Annotated in this window: 20 protein-coding genes; 4 read left to right on the top strand and 16 right to left on the bottom strand. The window is 31.2% G+C overall.

Annotated elements, in window-relative coordinates:
- Positions 1-171: 171 nt before the first annotated feature.
- Positions 172-573, top strand: coding sequence for a hypothetical protein (locus tag CPAL_RS01750; RefSeq protein WP_061858370.1), 402 nt, complete (start codon positions 172-174; stop codon positions 571-573).
- 35 nt (positions 574-608) lie between these two features.
- On the opposite strand, the gene disA is transcribed toward CPAL_RS01750, so the two are convergent.
- From disA to pepV, 13 genes are all read right to left on the bottom strand, one after another.
- Positions 609-1667, bottom strand: a complete 1059-nt coding sequence (gene disA, locus CPAL_RS01745) for a DNA integrity scanning diadenylate cyclase DisA (protein WP_061858369.1) — start codon at positions 1665-1667, stop codon at positions 609-611.
- 33 nt (positions 1668-1700) lie between these two features.
- A complete protein-coding gene (gene radA, locus CPAL_RS01740) occupies positions 1701-3059 on the bottom strand; it encodes a DNA repair protein RadA (protein WP_061858368.1) in 1359 nt (452 codons plus the stop codon).
- Between the two features lie 178 nt (positions 3060-3237).
- Positions 3238-5688 (bottom strand): ATP-dependent Clp protease ATP-binding subunit, encoded by a 2451-nt coding sequence (locus tag CPAL_RS01735; protein ID WP_061858367.1) that lies wholly within the window; start codon positions 5686-5688, stop codon positions 3238-3240.
- Positions 5689-5708: 20 nt separating this feature from the next.
- Positions 5709-6743 carry a protein arginine kinase gene (locus CPAL_RS01730; RefSeq protein WP_061858366.1) on the bottom strand — a complete coding sequence of 345 codons (1035 nt, stop codon included), beginning with the start codon at positions 6741-6743 and terminating at the stop codon, positions 5709-5711.
- 16 nt (positions 6744-6759) lie between these two features.
- Positions 6760-7278, bottom strand: a complete 519-nt coding sequence (locus CPAL_RS01725; RefSeq protein ID WP_061858365.1) for a UvrB/UvrC motif-containing protein — start codon at positions 7276-7278, stop codon at positions 6760-6762.
- Between the two features lie 66 nt (positions 7279-7344).
- A complete protein-coding gene (locus CPAL_RS01720) occupies positions 7345-7803 on the bottom strand; it encodes a CtsR family transcriptional regulator (protein ID WP_061858364.1) in 459 nt (152 codons plus the stop codon).
- A gap of 277 nt (positions 7804-8080) precedes the next feature.
- Entirely contained in the window at positions 8081-8629 is a 549-nt protein-coding gene (locus tag CPAL_RS01715; protein WP_061858363.1) for an NADH peroxidase, read from the bottom strand.
- A 305-nt stretch (positions 8630-8934) separates the two neighbouring features.
- Positions 8935-9183, bottom strand: coding sequence for a hypothetical protein (locus tag CPAL_RS01710; RefSeq protein ID WP_106023991.1), 249 nt, complete (start codon positions 9181-9183; stop codon positions 8935-8937).
- A gap of 167 nt (positions 9184-9350) precedes the next feature.
- A complete protein-coding gene (locus CPAL_RS01705) occupies positions 9351-9590 on the bottom strand; it encodes a hypothetical protein (protein ID WP_106023990.1) in 240 nt (79 codons plus the stop codon).
- Between the two features lie 743 nt (positions 9591-10333).
- Positions 10334-11299, bottom strand: coding sequence for a P1 family peptidase (locus CPAL_RS01700; protein WP_061858360.1), 966 nt, complete (start codon positions 11297-11299; stop codon positions 10334-10336).
- Between the two features lie 90 nt (positions 11300-11389).
- Positions 11390-11974: an ECF transporter S component gene (locus CPAL_RS01695; protein ID WP_061858359.1), complete on the bottom strand. Its 585-nt coding sequence runs from the start codon at positions 11972-11974 to the stop codon at positions 11390-11392.
- 209 nt (positions 11975-12183) lie between these two features.
- Positions 12184-13452 carry an MDR family MFS transporter gene (locus tag CPAL_RS01690; RefSeq protein WP_061858358.1) on the bottom strand — a complete coding sequence of 423 codons (1269 nt, stop codon included), beginning with the start codon at positions 13450-13452 and terminating at the stop codon, positions 12184-12186.
- Between the two features lie 55 nt (positions 13453-13507).
- Entirely contained in the window at positions 13508-14899 is a 1392-nt protein-coding gene (pepV, locus tag CPAL_RS01685; RefSeq protein WP_106023989.1) for a dipeptidase PepV, read from the bottom strand.
- Between the two features lie 228 nt (positions 14900-15127).
- Here pepV and CPAL_RS01680 point away from each other — a divergent pair, with 228 nt between their 5' ends.
- Entirely contained in the window at positions 15128-15886 is a 759-nt protein-coding gene (locus tag CPAL_RS01680) for a tetratricopeptide repeat protein (protein ID WP_061858356.1), read from the top strand.
- A gap of 55 nt (positions 15887-15941) precedes the next feature.
- On the opposite strand, the gene nrdG is transcribed toward CPAL_RS01680, so the two are convergent.
- A complete protein-coding gene (gene nrdG, locus CPAL_RS01675) occupies positions 15942-16454 on the bottom strand; it encodes an anaerobic ribonucleoside-triphosphate reductase activating protein (RefSeq protein WP_061858355.1) in 513 nt (170 codons plus the stop codon).
- Positions 16455-16468: 14 nt separating this feature from the next.
- Positions 16469-18586, bottom strand: coding sequence for an anaerobic ribonucleoside-triphosphate reductase (nrdD, locus tag CPAL_RS01670; RefSeq protein WP_061858354.1), 2118 nt, complete (start codon positions 18584-18586; stop codon positions 16469-16471).
- 361 nt (positions 18587-18947) lie between these two features.
- Between nrdD and CPAL_RS13820 the strand changes: the two genes are divergently transcribed.
- Positions 18948-19085 carry a hypothetical protein gene (locus CPAL_RS13820; RefSeq protein ID WP_156473378.1) on the top strand — a complete coding sequence of 46 codons (138 nt, stop codon included), beginning with the start codon at positions 18948-18950 and terminating at the stop codon, positions 19083-19085.
- A gap of 114 nt (positions 19086-19199) precedes the next feature.
- Here CPAL_RS13820 and CPAL_RS01665 read toward each other — a convergent pair whose 3' ends face one another.
- The gene (locus CPAL_RS01665) at positions 19200-20111 is read right to left on the bottom strand and encodes a WG repeat-containing protein (protein WP_106023988.1); all 912 of its coding nucleotides are present in this window, start codon (positions 20109-20111) and stop codon (positions 19200-19202) included.
- A gap of 187 nt (positions 20112-20298) precedes the next feature.
- Here CPAL_RS01665 and CPAL_RS01660 point away from each other — a divergent pair, with 187 nt between their 5' ends.
- Complete coding sequence (locus CPAL_RS01660; RefSeq protein ID WP_061858352.1) at positions 20299-20676, top strand: hypothetical protein; 378 nt, start codon at positions 20299-20301, stop codon at positions 20674-20676.

Below are 20676 nucleotides of genomic sequence, written 5' to 3'. Positions count from 1 at the left end.
TATTTTCGTCTAATATTTAACTTTTTAATCCCCCTATTAATAAAAATTATATTGCCTTATTATATACATGTACCGACACCCCTCTTATAGCTTTATTGACAAAATTGTTCAAAGATTATTATAATTATAATATCAAGACGCTGGAAAAATTAGTGGTAAGGAGCTGAAACTATGAAAGATGTTATTTTCGACGATTTTCAGAACGCAGTAGATGAATGTCTTTTACGCCATAGAAGCTTGCTAGATATAATAACAAAACTACAAGAATCTGAAGGACGTATAAACAGAGCAGTAGCAAAGTCTGTTACCAATTGCGGTTGTATTCAAATTGATGCAAAAAAACAAAAAATGCCTAATGTTGATGATATAGATATTAATTTTTTTAAAGAACACCTAAGCACCCACTTAAATGGGGAATTATGCGAAAACTGTAGGGACGTTATAGAAAGAGAAATCGGCAACAATTTATTTTATCTAACTTCACTATGTAATTTATTAGATCTAAATCTTTATGATATACTTTTAAAGGAGCTAAATAGAATAAACACTTTAGGTAAGTATACCTTTAGATAGCTAGGCACAAAATAAGCACAGCTTATTTTGTGCCTCTAACTATCTATCATAAACTGTTCCCTTAACCTACGAAGGCCATTTTTAATAGCTTTTGCTCTGGCCTCTCCAATGCCTTCAACATTATCTAATTCCTCATAGGATGCTTCCATAACTGCCTTAAGTTCTTTAAAATTGCTTACAACATTTTCTATTACATTTACAGGAATTCTCGGAATTTTACTTAGCATCCTATATCCTCTTGGTGATATTAGAGTATCCACTAGGGTCCCCCCATTATGTCCTAAGACTTTAGCTATTGAGTCTAAATCTAAAATTTCATCAGAAGACATCTTTTGAATCTGCTCATATATCTTATTATAATCCATATTACTCTTGCAGTAGTCTCTAATTAAGAGTATGCCGTCTTCCTCCACACTCTTTACAAGTTCATTTAGCTGCATAGATATAAGCCTGCCTTCCTTTCCAAGTTCAACTATGTAAAGCTCTATCTCGTCCACAATTCTCATAACCATCTCTGTTCTTTGAATTGCAGTTGTAACATCAAATAATGTAACTAGATCCTGAAACTCTAGTAAGTTTAAATTGTTAACTACTCTATCTAAAACGGATACATATTTTTCAAGAGTTTGAAGCGCTTGATTTGCTCTTGCCAGTATATCACTGCTATCTCTTAGAACATATTTAATGTCATTTTTATACACAGTAATTATATTTCTTCTTTGAGAAATAGCAATTACTATACTTCCAGTTTGCTTTGTTACTCTATGAGCAGTTCTATGCCTTGTTCCTGTTTCAAAGGTTGGTATAGATGCATCTGGTATAAGTTGAGTATTTGCATAAAGAATTCTTTTTAAATCGCTACTTAAGACTATTGCTCCATCCATCTTAGCAAGTTCATATATATAAGATGGACTATATTCAGAATTTATATTAAAGCCTCCATCTACAATTTTTAATATTTCATCGCTGTCACCAAGAATTATTAATCCTCCCGTTTTAGCCCTTAATATATTATCAAGGCCATCTCTTAGCTGAGTTCCTGGAGCCATAATCTTTAATATATCAATCAACTTTTTATCCTTATCTAATCTCATATCTCACTCTCCTCTCATTTGTTTAATCCAGTATTAGAAAACCTTGCTAACAGCTTCTTTTAATGAAGATACTCCTATAACATTTCTATTTTTTACATCTATCTTATCCTTATTTTTATAAGGTATTATAATATTCTCAAATCCCATCTTTATACTCTCATTCACTAATCTTTCACATAAAGCAATAGGTCTTACTTCACCAGTTAATCCAATCTCTCCAAAAACTATCATCTTATTCAACTTAAAGTTTCGCCCTTTTACACTGGATATAAGAGCTAATGCAAGGCCTAAATCCCCATATGTACCTTCTATTTCAAGACCTCCTACTACATTTACATAAACATCACAGTTGTAGAAAGGAATTCTAAGCTTTTTCTCCAAAACAGCCAAAATCAGATTTAATCTAGATATGTCTACACCTACCACGGTTCTTCTAGGCATAACAGCTTTGGTCTCTGTTACAAGTGCTTGTATTTCAACTAAAATAGGCCGTGTACCTTCCATGATTCCTATTACTACAGAACCTTCATCATTAAAATTTGTTTCCTCTAAAAATACTTGAGAAGGATTAAGAATTTCTTTAAGCCCTTCTTGCCTCATTTCAAAGACTCCAATTTCACTAGTGGTTCCAAACCTGTTTTTCATGGTTCTAAGTATTCTAAACTCTTGAGTTCTCTCTCCTTCAAAAGAAAGCACTGTATCAACCATATGCTCTAAAACTCTCGGTCCGGCTAGCTCTCCCTGCTTGGTTACATGAGCCACTATAAATAGAGGAATATTTTTTGTTTTACCAATTCTCATAAGTTCATTAGAGCATTCTCTTACCTGAGATACACTTCCAGGAGCAGATTCAATAGATGGCTTAAAAAGAGTTTGTATAGAATCTATAATTACAAATACTGGGTTCATCTTATTAATATGCTCTTCTATAAGTTGAAGATTAGTTTCTGATAAAATATATAAATCAGAGGATATACTGCCTAATCTATCTCCTCTTATTTTTATCTGTTCACCAGATTCCTCTCCTGATACATATAGAACTTTTCCAAACTTTTCTGCAATATTATTTGCAGTTTGCAGTAGTATAGTAGACTTTCCTATTCCAGGAGCTCCTGATATTAATGTCAACGACCCCTTAACTAATCCTCCCCCCAGCACCCTATTTAATTCATTAATCCCTGTATCATATCTCTCAAATTCACCTGACTTTATATTCGATATGCTTTCTGGTTTATTGTTGCTGCTTATTCCAGTACTTCTACTTAAAATCTTCTCTTCCTTCTTTTGTTCAATCATAGCATTCCACGAACCGCATCCTGGACACTTGCCAAACCATTTAGAAGCCTCATATCCACATTTTTGGCATATAAATATATTCTTATTTTTAGCCACACTTACCACTCCTGTCCATTCATACAAAGTAATATTATACAATATTTTTATATAAATTTGTATGAAATGTGAATTTTTTTGTATAAATTAAATTCATTACATTTATTTCTATTTAATTACATTCTAAAAACCGGCAGGACAGCTTTAAGCTGATTCTGTCGGTTTTTCATGCTTCAATTTACTGGTTAATTAATGTCTTTAATACTAGCTTACCATCCTCTACTGTTGCGCAAACCTTGTCTCCTCTTTTTATATTTCCTTTTAAAATTTCTTCTGATAATTTATCTTCAACAACCTTTGTTATAGTACGTCTTAAAGGTCTTGCTCCATAAGCAGGATCAAATCCTTCCTTGGATAAAAGTTTTTCAGCCTCTTCATCAAATTCAATATCTATTTCTTGATTTTTTAGTCTATTTGATACTTCTCTAAGCATAAGCTTAACTATCTGCCTTAAATCTTTTTCTTCTAAAGCATGGAATACGATAATATCATCTATTCTATTTAAAAACTCCGGTTTAAAGCTTTCCTTAAGCTCGCTCATAATATTTTCTTTCATCTTCTCATATTGACTTTCAGCTTCATCTTCAGATGTAGAAAAACCTAAAGACTTCTGTTTTTTTATTGTATGTGCACCTACATTTGATGTCATTATTATAATTGTATTTTTAAAGTCTACTGTTTTTCCTTTTGAATCTGTAAGTCTTCCATCTTCTAATATTTGAAGGAGAATGTTAAATACTTCTGGATGAGCCTTTTCAATTTCATCAAAAAGAATTACTGAGTATGGACGGCGCCTTACTTTTTCAGTTAATTGACCACCTTCATCATGGCCTACATATCCTGGAGGAGATCCTATAAGTCTTGATACCGCATGCTTTTCCATATATTCTGACATATCAATTCTTATTATATTATTTTCATCCCCGAACATAGCCTCTGCAAGAGCCTTGGATAATTCTGTCTTACCAACTCCAGTAGGTCCTAAGAATATAAATGAGCCAATCGGTCTTTTTGGATCTTTAAGTCCAACTCTAGCACGTCTTACTGCTCTGGAAATAGACTTTACTGCTTCATCCTGTCCTATAACCCTTTTATGAAGGATTTCTTCTAACTTCATCAATCTTTCTGATTCACTTTCTGTAAGCTTTTCTACTGGCACACCAGTCCATCTAGATACCACTTCAGCTATTTCTTCTTCTCCAACTATTTGAGTAAATCCATGACTATGCTTTTTCCAGTTATTTTTAAAGTTATCTAGTTTTTCTTTTAACTCTTTTTCCTTATCTCTAAGCTTTGCTGCCTTTTCAAAATCTTGAATTCTAATTGCATCTTCTTTTTCCTTCTGAGCTTTCTCAATCTCTTCTTCTAAGCTCTTTAAATCTGGTGGAACTGTTAAATTCTTAATTCTTACCTTAGCACCAGCTTCGTCTATTAAATCTATAGCCTTATCTGGAAGATATCTATCTGTGATATATCTATCTGAAAGCTCAACTGCTGCCTCTATTGCTTCATCTGTAATTTTTACTCCATGGTGAGCTTCATACTTATCTCTTAAGCCATACAATATTTGTATTGTCTCTTCTTTTGTAGGCTCTCCTACAGTTACAGGTTGGAATCTTCTCTCTAGCGCTGTATCCTTTTCTATATATTTTCTATATTCATCAAGAGTTGTAGCTCCTATGCATTGAATTTCACCTCTTGCTAGTGCTGGCTTTAATATATTAGAAGCATCTATAGCTCCTTCTGCTCCACCTGCTCCAACTATTGTATGAATTTCATCTATAAATAGAATTACATTTCCAGCTTTACTTACTTCTTCTATTACCTTCTTAATTCTGTCTTCAAATTCTCCTCTATATTTTGAGCCAGCAACCATGGAAGATAAGTCTAGAGTTACAACTCTCTTATCTTTTAATATTTCTGGAATATTTCCACTTGCAATTCTTTGAGCAAGGCCTTCCGCAATAGCAGTTTTACCTACTCCTGGATCACCAATAAGGCATGGATTGTTTTTAATTCTTCTACATAGAATCTCAAGAACCCTCTCTGTTTCTTTATCTCTTCCTATTACCGGATCAAGCTTTTCTTCTTCTGCCATTTGAGTTAAATCTCTTCCATATTGGTCTAGTGTAGGAGTATTTGTATTTTTAGGCTTGGCCTTCCCCATATTTGCTGTTCCTTGAACATTCTCAGGACTAAATGCCTTCATCAATTCTTTTTGAAGCTTTTCAAAATCTAAACCTAAATTAGTTAAAATGGCATAGGCTACTCCTTCTGATTCCCTTATTAAAGCAAGCAATAAATGTTCTGGTGTAATATAATTATGATTTAAATTTCTAGCTTCTAATAAGCTTAGCTCTAATAACCTTTTAGTTCTCGGTGTTAAAGGAATTTCATTTTTATTTATAGCAAATTCACCCTTGCCTTCATATTCCTCAATCAATTTTTTAACTTTATCTTCTGTTACACCCATGCTATTAAGAAGTTTATTTGCAACTCCACCAGTTTCTTTTAAAATTCCAAGCAAAATATGTTCTGTCCCTACATATCCATGTCTAAAAGCTTGAGCTTCTTGTTGTGCATAATATAAAACTCTTTGTGCTCTTTCTGTAAATCTTCCAAACATCATAGATTATACACCTCCCTAGATTATAACTCTACGTTTTTTAATCTTTCTTTAACAAGAATTGCTCTATTTAAATCTCGTTGTTTATCAAAAAGTTTCTGTCTGGTTGCTTTTTGAAGGCTTGCCGGTTGAATGTCTACAAGAAGTTTGTTTAATGTGTTCTTGTCTATATCTTTAATTATTCCCATTTCAACACCCAATCTTACATTTGAAAGCAAATTTAAACACTCTTTTGAACTTAACATGACTGCAGATTTTAAAATTCCTACAGATCTAAATATTTTATCCTCTATTTCATATCTGTTCTTGCTTAAAATCCTTTCTCTAGCGAGGTTTTCTCTATTTATAACTTGATTAATTACCCCTGCTAGATTAGTCAATATTTCCTCTTCGCTAAGTCCTAAAGTTGTCTGATTTGATATTTGATACAAGTTACCTTCACCTCTAGAGCCTTCTCCATATAGCCCTCTTATAGTCATTCCTACTTGAGTTAATGCATTTAAAAGGCCAACAATTTCATTATTTGCAGTAAGAGCTGGCAAATGAAGCATAACGGAAGCTCTAAGGCCTGTTCCAAGATTAGTTGGACATGAAGTTAAATATCCAAGCTTTTCATTAAAGGCATACTCTAATCTTTCTTCTAATAAATCATCTAACTTATTTATATAGTTAAAAGCTTCTTTTAAATTAAGCCCTCCAGTTATTGCCTGAAGCCTTAAATGGTCTTCCTCATTTATCATAATGCTTACAGTTTCATCTTCATCTACTATAAATGCTGCCTCCTTTTTATTACTTATAAGCCTTTCGCTTATCAAATGCCTTTCAAAATAAGATTGGTTAGTTACATCGTCATTTTGCCATAAATATATTGTTTTAAATTTTTCCTCAGTATATGGAGATGAATAGAACGCATCTTCTACATTTTTTACTATATCTTTCCCTTGCTCTTCATTTAATTTGTTAGGAAAAGGAGCATTTTTTAAATTTCTTGCAAGTCTTATTCTGCTGCTTAGAACCACATCTTCATTTTCAGTTTGAGTTTCTATCCAGCTTTTCATATATTATTACCTCCACCTATTCAGATTGCCTTTCTATTTCCCTAATTTCATCTCTTATCTTTGCTGCCTTTTCATATTCTTCTAGCGTAATAGCCTTTTGTAATTCTTCTTTTAATTTTAATATTCTATTTTTTTGCACCAAGTTTTTACCAGCCTTCTTAGGTACCTTACCTGTATGTTCCACATTGCTTTGAACCCCTTTGATTACAGATAATATATATGGGTTAAAAGTTTCATAGCACTCACTGCATCCAAGAAGACCTTTTTCCTTAAATTCTCTATAAGTAGTTCCACACTTTCCACACCTTAACTCTGTAGATTTATTATTTATAGAGTTTTTATTCATGTATTCCATAAGCCCACTCAACACATTTGGAAATGAGAATGGTGCCATTATATCCATATCTGGAACTAAATTAAATTCTCCAGCCTTGGCCGCACAATCTGGACACAAATTCGCTTCTCTTTTTACTCCATTTATTACTTTGGTTATGTGAACAGTAGCTTCTCTTTGTTTACAAGATTCGCAAAGCATCGAACCACCCCTTTACATTTTAAAATTCTTAAATATTATTTTATATTTTACCATAAATTTCAAGACTTATAACAATATAATTTTTATCATAGATTTTAATATTTCTGCTCTAATATTATTTTTTCTATCAGCAGATACCATTAAACTTCTATCATTAACGGCTGCCTTCATTATATTTGACTCCCTTTCGGTGATTATATTTCTCTCTTTAAGTCCTTCAATTATACTATAAGCTCCATTATAAGTAATGCTATTTCCTATCTTATCTCTTATCAAATTTGCTAAATTTTTATTTTCATCATATTGAACTTTCCTTATCCTTATATATCCTCCCCCTCCTCTTCTACTTTCCACATAATAGCCACTTTCTGCAGAAAATCTAGTAGTAAGAACATAGTTTATCTGAGAGGGAGCACATTTAAACTGATTTGCAAGTTCGTTTCTTCCTATTTCAAGTTCGCTAGAATCGCTTTCTTCCAAGAGTTCTTTTATAAATTCCTCAATTATATCCGATAATCTAGCCATTTCATCACCTCTACTGACTTTGACTTTCTTTGACTTTTATTTATTTTATAATATTATCTTTATAAATTTAATTCAACTATAATTTTTTCTTATTTTATCGATTTAATACCTATTTTTTTTATATGTACTGGATTAACTTAGTATTATTCAAACTTTCTCTTATATTCTCTATTTTTTGTATAAAAGGTAGCTAGAGTATACTCTAGCTACCTTTTGTAAAAACTATATTTATTTTACGCACATAATATATAATATTTCATTTCACTCTATTATGATATTATCCAAAATATCTCTTAAGCAATCCTTCGAAAGCCTTTCCGTGTCTTGCTTCATCTTTGCACATTTCATGAACTGTATCATGTATTGCATCTAAGTTTAATTTTTTAGCTAATGTAGCTAAGTCTTTCTTACCTTGAGTAGCTCCGTATTCTGCTTCAACTCTCATTTCAAGATTCTTTTTAGTGCTATCAGTTACAACTTCACCTAAAAGTTCTGCAAATTTTGCAGCATGTTCTGCTTCTTCATAAGCAGCCTTTTCATAGTATAAACCTATTTCAGGATATCCTTCTCTAAAAGCTTGTCTTGCCATTGCAAGATACATTCCAACTTCTGTACATTCTCCTGTAAAGTTAGCTCTTAATCCTTCTATTACTTCTGGATCTACACCCTTAGCTATTCCTATTCTATGTTCATCTGCCCATTGTCTGCTTCCGTCTTCTTTCTTTTCTACAAATTTATCCTTTGATGCTTTGCATTGAGGACAAACTTCTGGTGCCTCTTGTCCTTCATAAACATAACCACAAACTGAACAAACAAATTTTTTCATTTAAAAACCCCTCCTAATAACCTGTTTTTATATTTAATATTTTTTATTATTTAATAATTATTGTTAATTGCTATATTTATACTATATACTTTTTTTTATTTTTTGGCAACATAACACTTGATTATAATATTTCATTTAATTAAATTATATTGAGTTATCTAACTTTTTCTTCACATTGCTCATTATTTTAATATCATATTAATTTCCATTAAATATGTTTATAATAAAGTATTATTATTCAAAAAAAAGTAAAGGATGTTAAATATTCTTATAATTTAACATCTTAAACAAACTTGAACAAATATCTATTTTACAAATTTTATTATGTTTTCAATTTTCTGAGTTTCATAATCTATATAGGCCTTTTGCTCCTCTTGAAAGATGCCTCTTTCAGATATTATTTTTTTATACTCATCAATCTTTTTGTAAAGTTCTTGAATCTTATTTTCATATTCTTTTATTATTTGTTCTGTTTCCTTTTCAATTTCTATAGTATAAGAATTTAATACATCTAGTCTCTTTTTCCCATCCTGTATTAAATCCTCAATATCCATCTTTGAAACCTTTATAATATTTAAAACAGATTGTCTTTTTACATCAGTTGGCAAGTTTTCAGTGAGGGCCTTGAGATAACTATCTATTAAAAATACATTATTTTCGTTTGTATTTCCAACTTTAAACTTTTCATATATTTGTTCTACTGTTAATGGCTTATTGTTAACTATAGCTTTTTTTCTATAGAATTTTTATTATTTTCTTCTTTATCTATAGACTCCACTTCTTTTTTAACTGAATTTCCTTCATCTCTCTTTTCTTTATTTATATTGTTTTGCTCTTCTTTATTTATGTATGTATCTTTATTATTTTGCTCTACATTATTGTTATCCTTTTCAATTTTGTCTACCTTTTCAATTCTATCTACTAATCTTAACTTTTCAAATATTGATTTCTTCTCTTCCACTATGAACCCACCTCATCATATTTATTTTCCATATGTTATATTTTAATATATTATGGTTCATTTTTCATCAGTTTCTAGCATTATTAATAAATAATTGCAAAAATTAGACCAAATATTATTCCTGACACTATAACTGATGTGGTGGATATAATATATTTTGTAAGGCTTGTAAGTTTAAAACCATGTAAACGAATTTTTCTTTCTATCAATTCAATTAAAGCAAAACCGCATAAAATATCCACAAAAAACTTACTTAAATAAATGAATATTTTTTTCTATCAATTCAATTAGCGCAGAATCATATAAAATATCAATAAAAAATTTGCTTAAACTCATCCTAAATTTATTCATAGTTCAAATCACCTTATCTTTTTTAAGATACACTTATTATAGATTAAATTGTATGGAATGATTTTATTACTCTTCTTTATTATAAATAATCGATATTATGCTTTTTATTTTTAGTATTTTATTTAATTTTTTAAATAGAAATAAAGAACAATTTAATGATAGTAATTAACTAGAATATAATTAAGACCTAGAATATAATTAAGACGCTTATATTACTGTTATTTATGGGGCTATCTCTTTAGTATATATTGTTTTTGGATATGTATATATAATTATTAAACATACACTAAACCAACTAGTATAATATGTAATCAAAAAGGAAATTCACTCCAAAATGTTGAATATGCTAAATGACAAAACAAAGCATTTCAACATAGAAGAGTGAATATCTTTTATTTAACAAGGTCTCTATAAGCCTTATACCCGCACATACTTTCTGCATTTTTAACAGCTCTAACTATAGCTCTTTCCATGACCCTAGCAGCTAAAAATCCTACTACATTTATATCAACCTCTACTTTACCTGTGGCAAGTGAAAATATTGTATCTCCATCATGCATAGTATGTACTGGATAAATAGCCCTTCCATATCCATTATGAGCCATAGATGCTACCTTATTTATTTCTGACTTAGTAAGATTAGCATTTGTTACTACAGCGCCTATAGTAGTATTTCCGTTAAACAAGTTTTTCTTATTGTCATATTGAGATAGCATTATATCTTCCGTATTCCTTAATTTAGTCTTATCTTCACTTAATACTCCTGCTATCATTTTTCCATTTTCAGGATCTATTACATCTCCTAAGCAATTAACCGCTACTATAGCCCCTACCATTAATTCACCAACTTTAAAAGTATATGTTCCAATCCCACCTTTCATAGCAAATTCAGGTCCTAATATCTTACCTACAGTAGCTCCTGTTCCTGCTCCCACAGAACCCTCTTTACATTCATCGCTGCTTGCATTCATACACGCTTTATATCCCATATCTTTATCAGGCCTAACCTTATAATCTCCTATAACTAAGTCAAATAAAGCAGCTCCACACACTATAGGAACCTTCGTCACTCCTACATCAAAGCCTTTTCCTCTCTCTTCTAAGTATTTCATGACTCCACTAGCAGCATCTAATCCAAAAGCACTTCCTCCAGTTAGAAGAACGGCATGTATTTTCTCCATCATGTTTAAAGGATTCAATAAATCTGTTTCCCTAGTCCCTGGAGCTCCTCCTCTTACATCAACTCCAGCTACTGCTCCTTCTTCACATAGGATTACAGTACACCCCGTAGCCCCTTTTAAGTCCTGGGCATGACCTATTTTTATACCTTCTATATCAGTAATCTTTACATTTTTCATATATAATGCCTCCAAAAGTCGAATTTTATATAAAACGAAAGTAGTAAATACCTAAAGGTTTTACTACTTTCTGTCTATATCCTATATTTATTATCTTTTTATTTTCTTTATAGCAAAAACTATTGGAATTGTTATCAACACAGCAACTCCCATTTCTGGCAAACCATGAGTTGTACCTAATACTAAAAGGAATTTGCCTACTGTATCAACCTTTTGACCAAGAGCTTTTGCAGCAGGTTCTGCATATAATAAGTATATCATGCCTAAAAATCCAACAGTATTCATCAATGTAGCTAATGCAGCTGAAACCCCTACTTTTATGGTTTCATTCTTTAACTTAATTAAATCATATGCATAATAAGCAACAATACCTATTAGCATTCTTGGCACTATGGATACTAATGGATTCATTGCTGCAAAGGACAGTACTGTTGGTTTCATAATTGCATTTACAAAACTTATTATTCCAAATACAAGTCCCATTAAAGCTCCTAAGACTGGGCCTTCTAGTATAGCAGTAATTATAACCGGTATGTGCATTATTGTTGCACCTACTGGCGGAATTGGTATTATTCCTAGTGGTGTAAACCCTAGAATAATTGATATTGCTGCTAACATAGCAAATGTGGTAAGCTTTCTTGTTTTCGTCCTGGTTGATACTAAATTTCTCTCCATAAATCTCATACCTCCATTCTTATTCCCTTACGGATATAAGTCGAGTGACGGAAACTTAACTATTAACTTTTAAAATTAAAATTTAGTTCAGTTTCTTATCAGAATACCGACTTTGTAAATATTTTAACACTTTTTCTTATAAAGTCAAAGATTTTTTGGATATTTTCACTATATTTACATTTAAGTTTTTTGTTATATACTAAGGCAAATCATGTTAACTTAACTGATCTTTTCTCACTTTCCCCAAACTTAGCCTTTACTTCTTTTAAAGATAATCCATACATTAAAAGTGCTCCTATTATTGATAAAATAAATACAATTGGCCATGCTGCTTTTACTTCCCTGTTTTCTATATAAGCTCCCATAACGCGAGGACCTATAGCATTTCCTATTCCTGATATTATGGGAATTATGGAATTAACCCTTCCTCTATGTGACCTAGGTGTATGATTTGCTATATAAACTCCTTGATTTGTGGCAGAAAGGATTTCTCCTGTAGTCCATATTATTGTTGATATAATAAAGAAGATGTATTTTTCCGTATAATAAAGCATTCCAAAACCAACCGCATAGAATATTCCCGACAATGCTATATTGAATATAGATTTGTTTTTTCTTGTTAAATGTATAATTATCACCGTAAAAAACACAACTACAAAGGCATTAACGGACATCAAGGTTCCAAACATAAGCGCACCCTCTTCTGGAAATAATGCTTTTACCTGAAGAGGAATTGCAAAATTGCTCTGAGCATATACAAATGAATATATTATGGATACTAAGGAAAATACTAAAAGAGCAGGTCTTTTCAACATGACACTTAATATGCTTCCGGACTCACTTTTCTCTTCATCATCTATATACTTATGAATATGCTCTTTATCCTCCAATGGACTAGGTATAGTTTCCTTAACCAGTATTGTAACTAGTATTAGAGATATCACAGTCGTTAGGGCATCTCCCCAGAATATCCATCTAATATACTTTTTATAAAGAATTCCTGCTATAAATGGCCCTATAGCTACACCTATGTTTATTCCTAAATATAATAAAGAAAAAGCTTGCTGCCTATTTTTCTTATCTGTTAAGTCTGCAATCATAGCAGCATTTGCTGGCTGTACTGCTCCATTAAAAAAATTATATAAAACTAAAAACCATGGTATTAAAATAGATTTTACTAAAGCTCCACATGGTATTAACATAATAGCAGCCATACTTTGAAATACCAATATTATTTTCTTTCTACCTATATGATCAGATAACTTTCCTCCTACTATAGAGCCCAAAGCTCCACCAATAGCTGCTATCATCATAAATTGTCCTACCTTATTTGATGACATTCCCATTCTCTCTGTTAAAAACATAGCTAAAAATGGATATACAAAACTTCCTATACTGTTTATAATTCTAGCAAAAAATAGTACAATTACGTCTTTTGGTAAACTTCTATACCCTTTTATTGTATATAATAACCCCATAAATTGCCCCCTTCAATACTTTAAGTTAACTATAATATATCTTATAATCTTAAACCTATTTAGCAAGTTCATACATAGCATGAGCGTATATTTTAGCATTTTTAATCAAATGTTTTATTTTTATATATTCATTAGCTTGATGATCAAGGTCTTCTTCTCCTAGAAATATAGGTCCAAAGGCAACTATATTAGGCATTTCCTTTGCATAAGTGCCTCCACCTATGGATAGAAGCTCTGCTTTTTCTCCTGTTTGTTCCTCATAAACCTTAGATAAAGTTCTTATTACTTCATGATCCTTAGGAAAATATAGCGGCTTTTGGTGTGACATATTTTCTATAGTAATTCCAGTATCCTTTAAAGTTTTGTTTAATCCATCAAGCATATCTTCATATTTGCAAGTTACAGGATATCTAAGATTTAATGTTAATCTTACTTCATCCTCATTTGTCCTTATTACTCCTACATTGAAGGATAATTTTCCTGAAACCTCATCTTCAAATGATACACCAAAAGATTCTCCGTGAACTTCCATGCCAATATGCTCATTCATAAACTTTATAAATCTAAATAAGTCACTATTCTCTAATGGCAATTCTGAAAGAAAAGCAAAAAGCTGCATTATAGCGTTCTTTCCTAGCTCTGGAAGGCTACCGTGGGCTGATACTCCCCTTGATTTTACAACTACAACTTCATCTTTTCCTTCAACGCTTATATCATAACCTGTTTTATCCACAAACTCTTTTGCAGCATTCATAACTATATTTGCATCATTTATTAATATTCCAGCTTCACAATAGTCTGGAACCATATTAGCCTTTTGTCCGCCTCTTATATACTTTATAGAATTTTCTTGACCTTTATAATTAAGTTTTTTAACTAAATCAAAGGTAGTTAATCCCTTTTCCCCATTTATAATTGGATATTCTCCATCAGGAGTAAACCCTGATACAGGTGCTTTTTCTTTCTTAAAATAATATTCTATTTCTTCTCCACTTCCCGTTTCCTCATCTGTACCAAAAATAATTCTTATTTTCTTTGAAGTTTTAAGCCCTAAGTCCTTTATTGCTTTAAGGCCATAAATACTCGCTATTACTGGCCCCTTATCATCCATAGTACCTCTTCCAAATATCTTTTCATCATGAATTTCTGCCCCATATGGTGGATAAATCCATCCATCTCCCTCAGGAACTACATCAACATGACCTAAAACAGCAACATAATCTTCTCCTTCGCCATACTCAGCGTAACCTATATAATTATCTAAATTTACAGTCTTAAGGCCTAATTTGTCGCATAAATCCAAGCAATACTTTAAAGCCTCATATGGGCCTTTGCCAAAAGGTGTTTTCTCTCCTCTTTCTCCTCTTACACTTTTAATTCTAACCAATTCTTGAGTAGATGTTATTATGTCTTCCTTAAATTCATCAATTTTCTTGTTTATATTCATTGTTTATCTCCTTTCCTGTAGTGAACCTCTAAACTATTCTTTTAAAAAACGATGTAATAATAATCTTCTATTTAAAGTTTAGCCATATATTTTTATACCACCTATTATACACCCTCTTTTACTATTCTTGGCAATATAAAAATAATTATAATTTTATAAACTTTAAGGTTTTAAAAATCTGTTCTAGGTCAATAATGTTAATAATACCTTATTATAGGAGGGATATATATGAATGAAAATGTGAAAACAGCTGAATTGTTGGAAGAAAAGATTTTAAAGTATCTGTCAGAAGGGAAAAAATTATTTAACAGCAATAGAATCGATGAAGCTTTTGAAAAATTTGATAAAGCTTTAGAACTTAATATAAACTATGCGGATACCTATTTAACTAAAGGTGAGGCATACATGAAAATGTTTGAAATTGAAGAAGCTGAAAAGTGTATAAAAAAATATCTTAAAATGAACGCTAATTCATATAGAGGCTACATGAATATGATAGAAATATATACAATGAGAGGTAACTTTACAAAAGCACTGAAATTTTGTAACAAAGTACTAGAACAAAGAAAAAATGATTTTTTAGTCTATTATAAGAAAGCTTATATTTTAACTCAGCTGTCACAGATACAGGAAGCCATTGAATGCTATGATAAATGTATAGAATTAAATCCTTATTTTTATGAAGCCTACTGTGAAAAAGCTGAACTTTTAACTGCTTGCTGCAACCATGAAGAAGCCTTAGAAGTTTATTCAAAAGCTATAAGCTTAGAAAAAAATAAGGTTGACGCTTATATAGGAAAAGCTCTAACATACGTAGACCTAGAAGATTATGATAACGCTTTTATTACAATAAAAAGGGCCTATGAAATAGACCCTAATGACGAGTGGTGCAAGTGCCACTATTCAATTATAAAAAACCTAATTAAACATAAAAAATGCAGCAGAAATAATAAAGGAATAGTCATTCCATTTAAATCGAATATTTAACACTTTAATTATATAAGTGTGGGGAAGTTACTATAATAATAAAAATTAAGCTATATCATACTTTATTTATCTTCTCCCACATAATTACTTTTTTAGCTGCTACACTTTCTTTAACATTTATAATTCTCTGATTTCTTGATCCCGTATATTTATGAGCTCCTTGTGCCAAGTCTTTTTCAAATCTTCCGTCTATGAGAACATCTAGCATTTTCAATAGTTTTAATTTGTATTTATCACCGCTGTTTATAATTTCCTCAAAGGTATAACCTGTATAGGACCATAAGCTGAGTCCCATATCTTTTATATCTTTTGCCAAGATGGAAAGTTTATCTGCCTGCTCAAAAGGCTCTCCTCCTGAAAAGGTTACTCCTCTGATTAAAGGCATATTCGACTGTATTCTATCGATAATATCTTTTATATCTATATCTTCTCCATAATTAAAGTCCTGCATAGGCTTGTTATGACAGCCCTCACAATTATGATTACATCCCGATAAAAAAACCGCACTTCTCAATCCTTCACCATTTACTGTAGTATTATCTAGAAATCCAGCTACACGTAACTTCATTGAACCCACTCCAACTAAATTTTATAAGTATTTATATGTTTTTCATCATTATGAGAAAGCCTATCTGCACGTTCAGCAACCTTTCCAGCACCAAATCTCTCATCTAATGATAAATATCCTGTAACCCTTGATACTCCTTGAATATTATAACTTCCACATTTAGGACAGTTAGTTTCAGTATTCTCTATCCTTTCACCACAGTCTCTACAATATCTCATATGAAAATTGATTCCCATGTAACTTATATTAGTGTTTTTATAAGCATAGTCTATTATAGCTTTTACATCTTCTGGTTCTGGATATCCGTCCATTTCAATATATGTTATATGTCCTCCATTGCATATTTTATGGAAAGGTGCTTCTAAATCTATCTTATCTTTAATCGAAATCTTATACCATACAGGAATATGATAGCTATTTGTATAATAGTTTTTATCTGTAACTCCTTTTATTTTTCCGAAAACTCCTTGATCCTGTAAGATAAACTTTCCTGAAAGTCCTTCTGCAGGCGTTGCATAACATGACCAGTTAAGCTTATCTACTTCTCTATATTTATCACAGAATTCTCTTATATGAGAAACAATCTTAATACCTAATTTATGAGCTTCTTTATCCTCTCCGTGATGTTTACCGACTAAAGCAACTAGCGTTTCTGCAAGACCTATAAATCCTATTCCCCAAGTACCTTGTCTTAATATTGGCTCTATAGAGTCCTCTGAACTTAAATTTTCTGAACCACGCATTAAATGTTCTCCAGCTACAAAAGGCAAATCTTTTACTTTTAATCTCTTAAGTACACTATATCTATGGAGTAATGACTCTCTAGCAAGCTCTAATCTGTTATCTAATAAAGAGAAGAATCTATTTATATCTCCCTTTGCCAATATACCTATTCTAGGCAAGTTTATTGTAGTAGGAGCTATATTCCCGCGCCCTGCAGGTCCTGGCTCCCCATTTACATTAGACATTATATATGTTCTGCATCCCATTGTAGCAGCAATTACACCTTTATCGTAATATTCCTTATTGAAATCGGCGTCTAAATTCATAAACATAGGATTCATTCTTTTGCTCGCAACCCTACAAGCTAGTTTATATAAGTAATAATAAGGATCATCCGGCTCTCTATTAACTCCTTTTTTTACTCTAAATATTATATTAGGGAATATAGGCTGTTCTCCTTTCCCTAGACCCTTTTCATATTCCTCTAAAAATATTCTATCTACCATAGCTGCATCTTCGCTTTCTGGAAGTCCAAGATTAATAGAACTGAAAGGAACCTGACTTCCTGCTCTTGAATGCATAGTGTTTAAGTTATATACAATCCCCTGCATGGCTTGACGAACCACTTTTTCTAGCTTTTTCTCCACTATTTCATCTAGATTTTCTATGTCTCCAAAATACTCTTTATATTCATTCCTTATTTCTTTTCTGCTCATGCCTATAAAAGGAGCCATATCATTATCAAAATTAGCATGAGATTGTCCACCGAACATATCATTTTGTGTGCTCTGAAGCAGTATACAAGATAATTCCGCAGCAGATTCTATTCTCTTTGCAGGAAGAATTGTGCCATAGCCTGTATTAAATCCTCTATTTAAGATTTTTCCTGTTTCTATATTTAAACAATTTATAGTCAAATTGTACGAGTCCAAATCATGATAATATAAATCCCCGTTTTCATGAAGTTTGGCTAAATGCTTAGGCATCATTCCTAGATTATGCCACTTATTAGCTTCACTAGCTATTCTAAGAAGTTTAGAACTAAAGTTATTTCCAACATTTGCATTATCTCTATCTGTCTCAATTCCTATACGTTCTATAACCTTCATTAAATCTGATTTCTTTTCTCTAATTTTTGTTCTTTCTCTTCTGTAGTTGCAATAAGTTCGCCAAATCACTTCACATCCATTTTCTTGTAGAACATTCTCTACAATATTTTGAATTTCTTCTACTGTTATTTCAGTCACTTTCTTTTTTTCAATTTGTTCTATAACCTTTTGCGTAAGTTCTATTGCTTCACTTTCCTTTAAGTTAAAAGCTATTTCTTCCGCAGAGCCCTTTATAGCATTGGTTATCTTTGTAGAATCAAATTGTACTCGTCTTCCGTCTCTCTTAACCACATATAGCATACCAAATTCCTCCAACCACAACATATTGTACTTTGCATATTATACTCTACAAATTTTTTTATAGCAATTTTATTATGAACTATATGAATTTAATACTCTATATTTAATCTGTTTTTCTTCCTTTTATTAAGTTTTTTATATAACTTGCCATATTGACATTCATATATATGTTCTCCTCTTAAATTCCATATTAAATATTTTTTTCCAATTAATTAAAATATTAGTTGCACATATGTTTCATAAAGCATATAATATGGAATATATTTCTAATTAATTATGAATTATTATATATTTAATTGTATATATTATTCATATATTACGCTTCTAGAACTTATATTTATAAACAGGAGGGAAAGATATTATGAAGGAATCTAACAAAGTCAATGACATTAGTATTTCAAAGCAATCACTTGAAAAAACTAAAGAAAATGATGTTAAAAATGACTTTCAAATTACACAAGATGTTATAGAAGAATGCCTATCAACATGCTTAGATTAGTATAATTAATTTTACATTAAATTGAAGCAGAAAGTATGATACCCCTTAGTTTCTGCTTCAACTTAGAACTACTTTATATTTTATCTTAGAATAATTTAAACTTATTTTGTGTCTTTACTTTTGAGGCTCCCATATATAATTTCCATTCCTATCTATATAACCTATTTTGTCATTTACCTCAACCATAGCTACGCCATTTATAAACTCATAAGCTTCATCAAATTTAGGTTCTATTATCATGTTAGAGGACATATCTATATACCCCCACTTTTCTCCTATTTGTACTCCTATTAGCCCCTCACTTATTACATCTACATTATCGTATTTAATAGGAATGACTACACTTCCATTTTTATCAATATAACCATACTTTTCGTCTTTGCATACTGCTGCATATCCATCATAAAAGTCATCTGTTTCTTCATATTGAGGCTCTATAACCATCTCCCCAGACTTATTTATGAATCCACATCCATTATTGGTTGTAACCGCTGCTAACCCTTCACTAAAATCATTTGCAACCATATATTTAGCAGCTATTATGGTTTTTCCTGTTTTGTCTATATATCCATATTTTCTATTCATGTCAACAACCGCTAATCCTTCGCTAAAGCTGTGAGCATAATTATATTTAGGCTCTATTATTATGTTTCCACTCTTATCTATGTATCCTTGTTTTCCTCCAATTTGAACTAAAGCCACACCATCACTAAAGCTGTATGCATCAATAAAATTAAATGGAATTACTTCTTTTCCCTCCACATCTATATATCCCCACTGATATACAACTTGAACTGCTGCTAAACCTTCGCTAAAATTATTAGCTGACTTAAATCTAGGTTCTATTACAAATTCTCCATTTTTATTTATAAAACCTAGCTTTCCACCTATACCTACTATGGCTAAGTCTTCATCAAACTCCTCTACATAATCAAACTTTGCATCAATAACTAGATTTCCCTTATTATCTATGTATCCGTACTTTCCTTTCACCATGACTGGATAAAGTGTTTTACTTGAATTCATATTAATTCCTCCTATATTTAAATACTTATGTATATTTTATCATTTTTTATACTTTATCTTATTAAAATATAATTTTATTTCTTATATTTAAAGTTTTTTTCTTATAAAATATGATAGAATAATATCTAAACTTATTATATTTACAAATACTAAAAATAAACCTCTAATGTAGCAAGGAGATGATTAATTGAATAAACTATTAAAAATAGTATTATCTAAAGAGGCCTATAGAGAGTTAAAGAAGCTGCTAGAGGCTAATAGCAAGGATTATTCCTGCATAAGGCTATCTTATTATAAAGGCTGCTGCAAAAGCTCTAATGTTGAAATATATTTAGATGATTTTGAATATAAAGAAAAATATATATCACAAAACATAGATGATATAATATTTATATATGATGAAGAACTCATACGCAATATAAAATCCATTGAGCTTAAATATGAGAATTCTTCTTTTATGATAAAAACTACTCATGTCAATCCTGTATCAAGAGATTGCTCTAGCTGCAGATCCGGATGTGACTCTAAAGGAAACTGTAGTTCTTGTAGTGGATGTAGACATTAA

This window comes from Clostridium thermopalmarium DSM 5974, from assembly GCF_002995795.1.
In the GTDB taxonomy this organism is placed as follows: Bacteria; Bacillota; Clostridia; order Clostridiales; family Clostridiaceae; genus Clostridium_H; species Clostridium_H thermopalmarium.
This window is presented reverse-complemented; position numbering and strand designations above follow the sequence as displayed.

Excerpts from the sequence above, each read along its gene's own strand:
- CPAL_RS01730 (WP_061858366.1), bottom strand. The coding sequence starts at position 6,743 with ATGAAAAGCTGGATAGAAACTCAAACTGAAAATGAAGATGTGGTTCTA.
- CPAL_RS01715 (WP_061858363.1), bottom strand. The coding sequence starts at position 8,629 with ATGAAAAAATTTGTTTGTTCAGTTTGTGGTTATGTTTATGAAGGACAA.
- CPAL_RS01690 (WP_061858358.1), bottom strand. The coding sequence starts at position 13,452 with ATGGGGTTATTATATACAATAAAAGGGTATAGAAGTTTACCAAAAGAC.
- nrdD (WP_061858354.1), bottom strand. The coding sequence starts at position 18,586 with ATGCTATATGTGGTTAAGAGAGACGGAAGACGAGTACAATTTGATTCT.
- nrdG (WP_061858355.1), bottom strand. The coding sequence starts at position 16,454 with ATGAAGTTACGTGTAGCTGGATTTCTAGATAATACTACAGTAAATGGT.
- CPAL_RS01710 (WP_106023991.1), bottom strand. The coding sequence starts at position 9,183 with ATGGATATTGAGGATTTAATACAGGATGGGAAAAAGAGACTAGATGTA.
- CPAL_RS01750 (WP_061858370.1), top strand. The coding sequence starts at position 172 with ATGAAAGATGTTATTTTCGACGATTTTCAGAACGCAGTAGATGAATGT.
- CPAL_RS01700 (WP_061858360.1), bottom strand. The coding sequence starts at position 11,299 with ATGAAAAATGTAAAGATTACTGATATAGAAGGTATAAAAATAGGTCAT.
- CPAL_RS01680 (WP_061858356.1), top strand. The coding sequence starts at position 15,128 with ATGAATGAAAATGTGAAAACAGCTGAATTGTTGGAAGAAAAGATTTTA.
- CPAL_RS01735 (WP_061858367.1), bottom strand. The coding sequence starts at position 5,688 with ATGATGTTTGGAAGATTTACAGAAAGAGCACAAAGAGTTTTATATTAT.
- CPAL_RS01695 (WP_061858359.1), bottom strand. The coding sequence starts at position 11,974 with ATGGAGAGAAATTTAGTATCAACCAGGACGAAAACAAGAAAGCTTACC.
- CPAL_RS01665 (WP_106023988.1), bottom strand. The coding sequence starts at position 20,111 with ATGAATTCAAGTAAAACACTTTATCCAGTCATGGTGAAAGGAAAGTAC.
- CPAL_RS13820 (WP_156473378.1), top strand. The coding sequence starts at position 18,948 with ATGAAGGAATCTAACAAAGTCAATGACATTAGTATTTCAAAGCAATCA.
- CPAL_RS01725 (WP_061858365.1), bottom strand. The coding sequence starts at position 7,278 with ATGCTTTGCGAATCTTGTAAACAAAGAGAAGCTACTGTTCACATAACC.
- CPAL_RS01720 (WP_061858364.1), bottom strand. The coding sequence starts at position 7,803 with ATGGCTAGATTATCGGATATAATTGAGGAATTTATAAAAGAACTCTTG.
- pepV (WP_106023989.1), bottom strand. The coding sequence starts at position 14,899 with ATGAATATAAACAAGAAAATTGATGAATTTAAGGAAGACATAATAACA.
- disA (WP_061858369.1), bottom strand. The coding sequence starts at position 1,667 with ATGAGATTAGATAAGGATAAAAAGTTGATTGATATATTAAAGATTATG.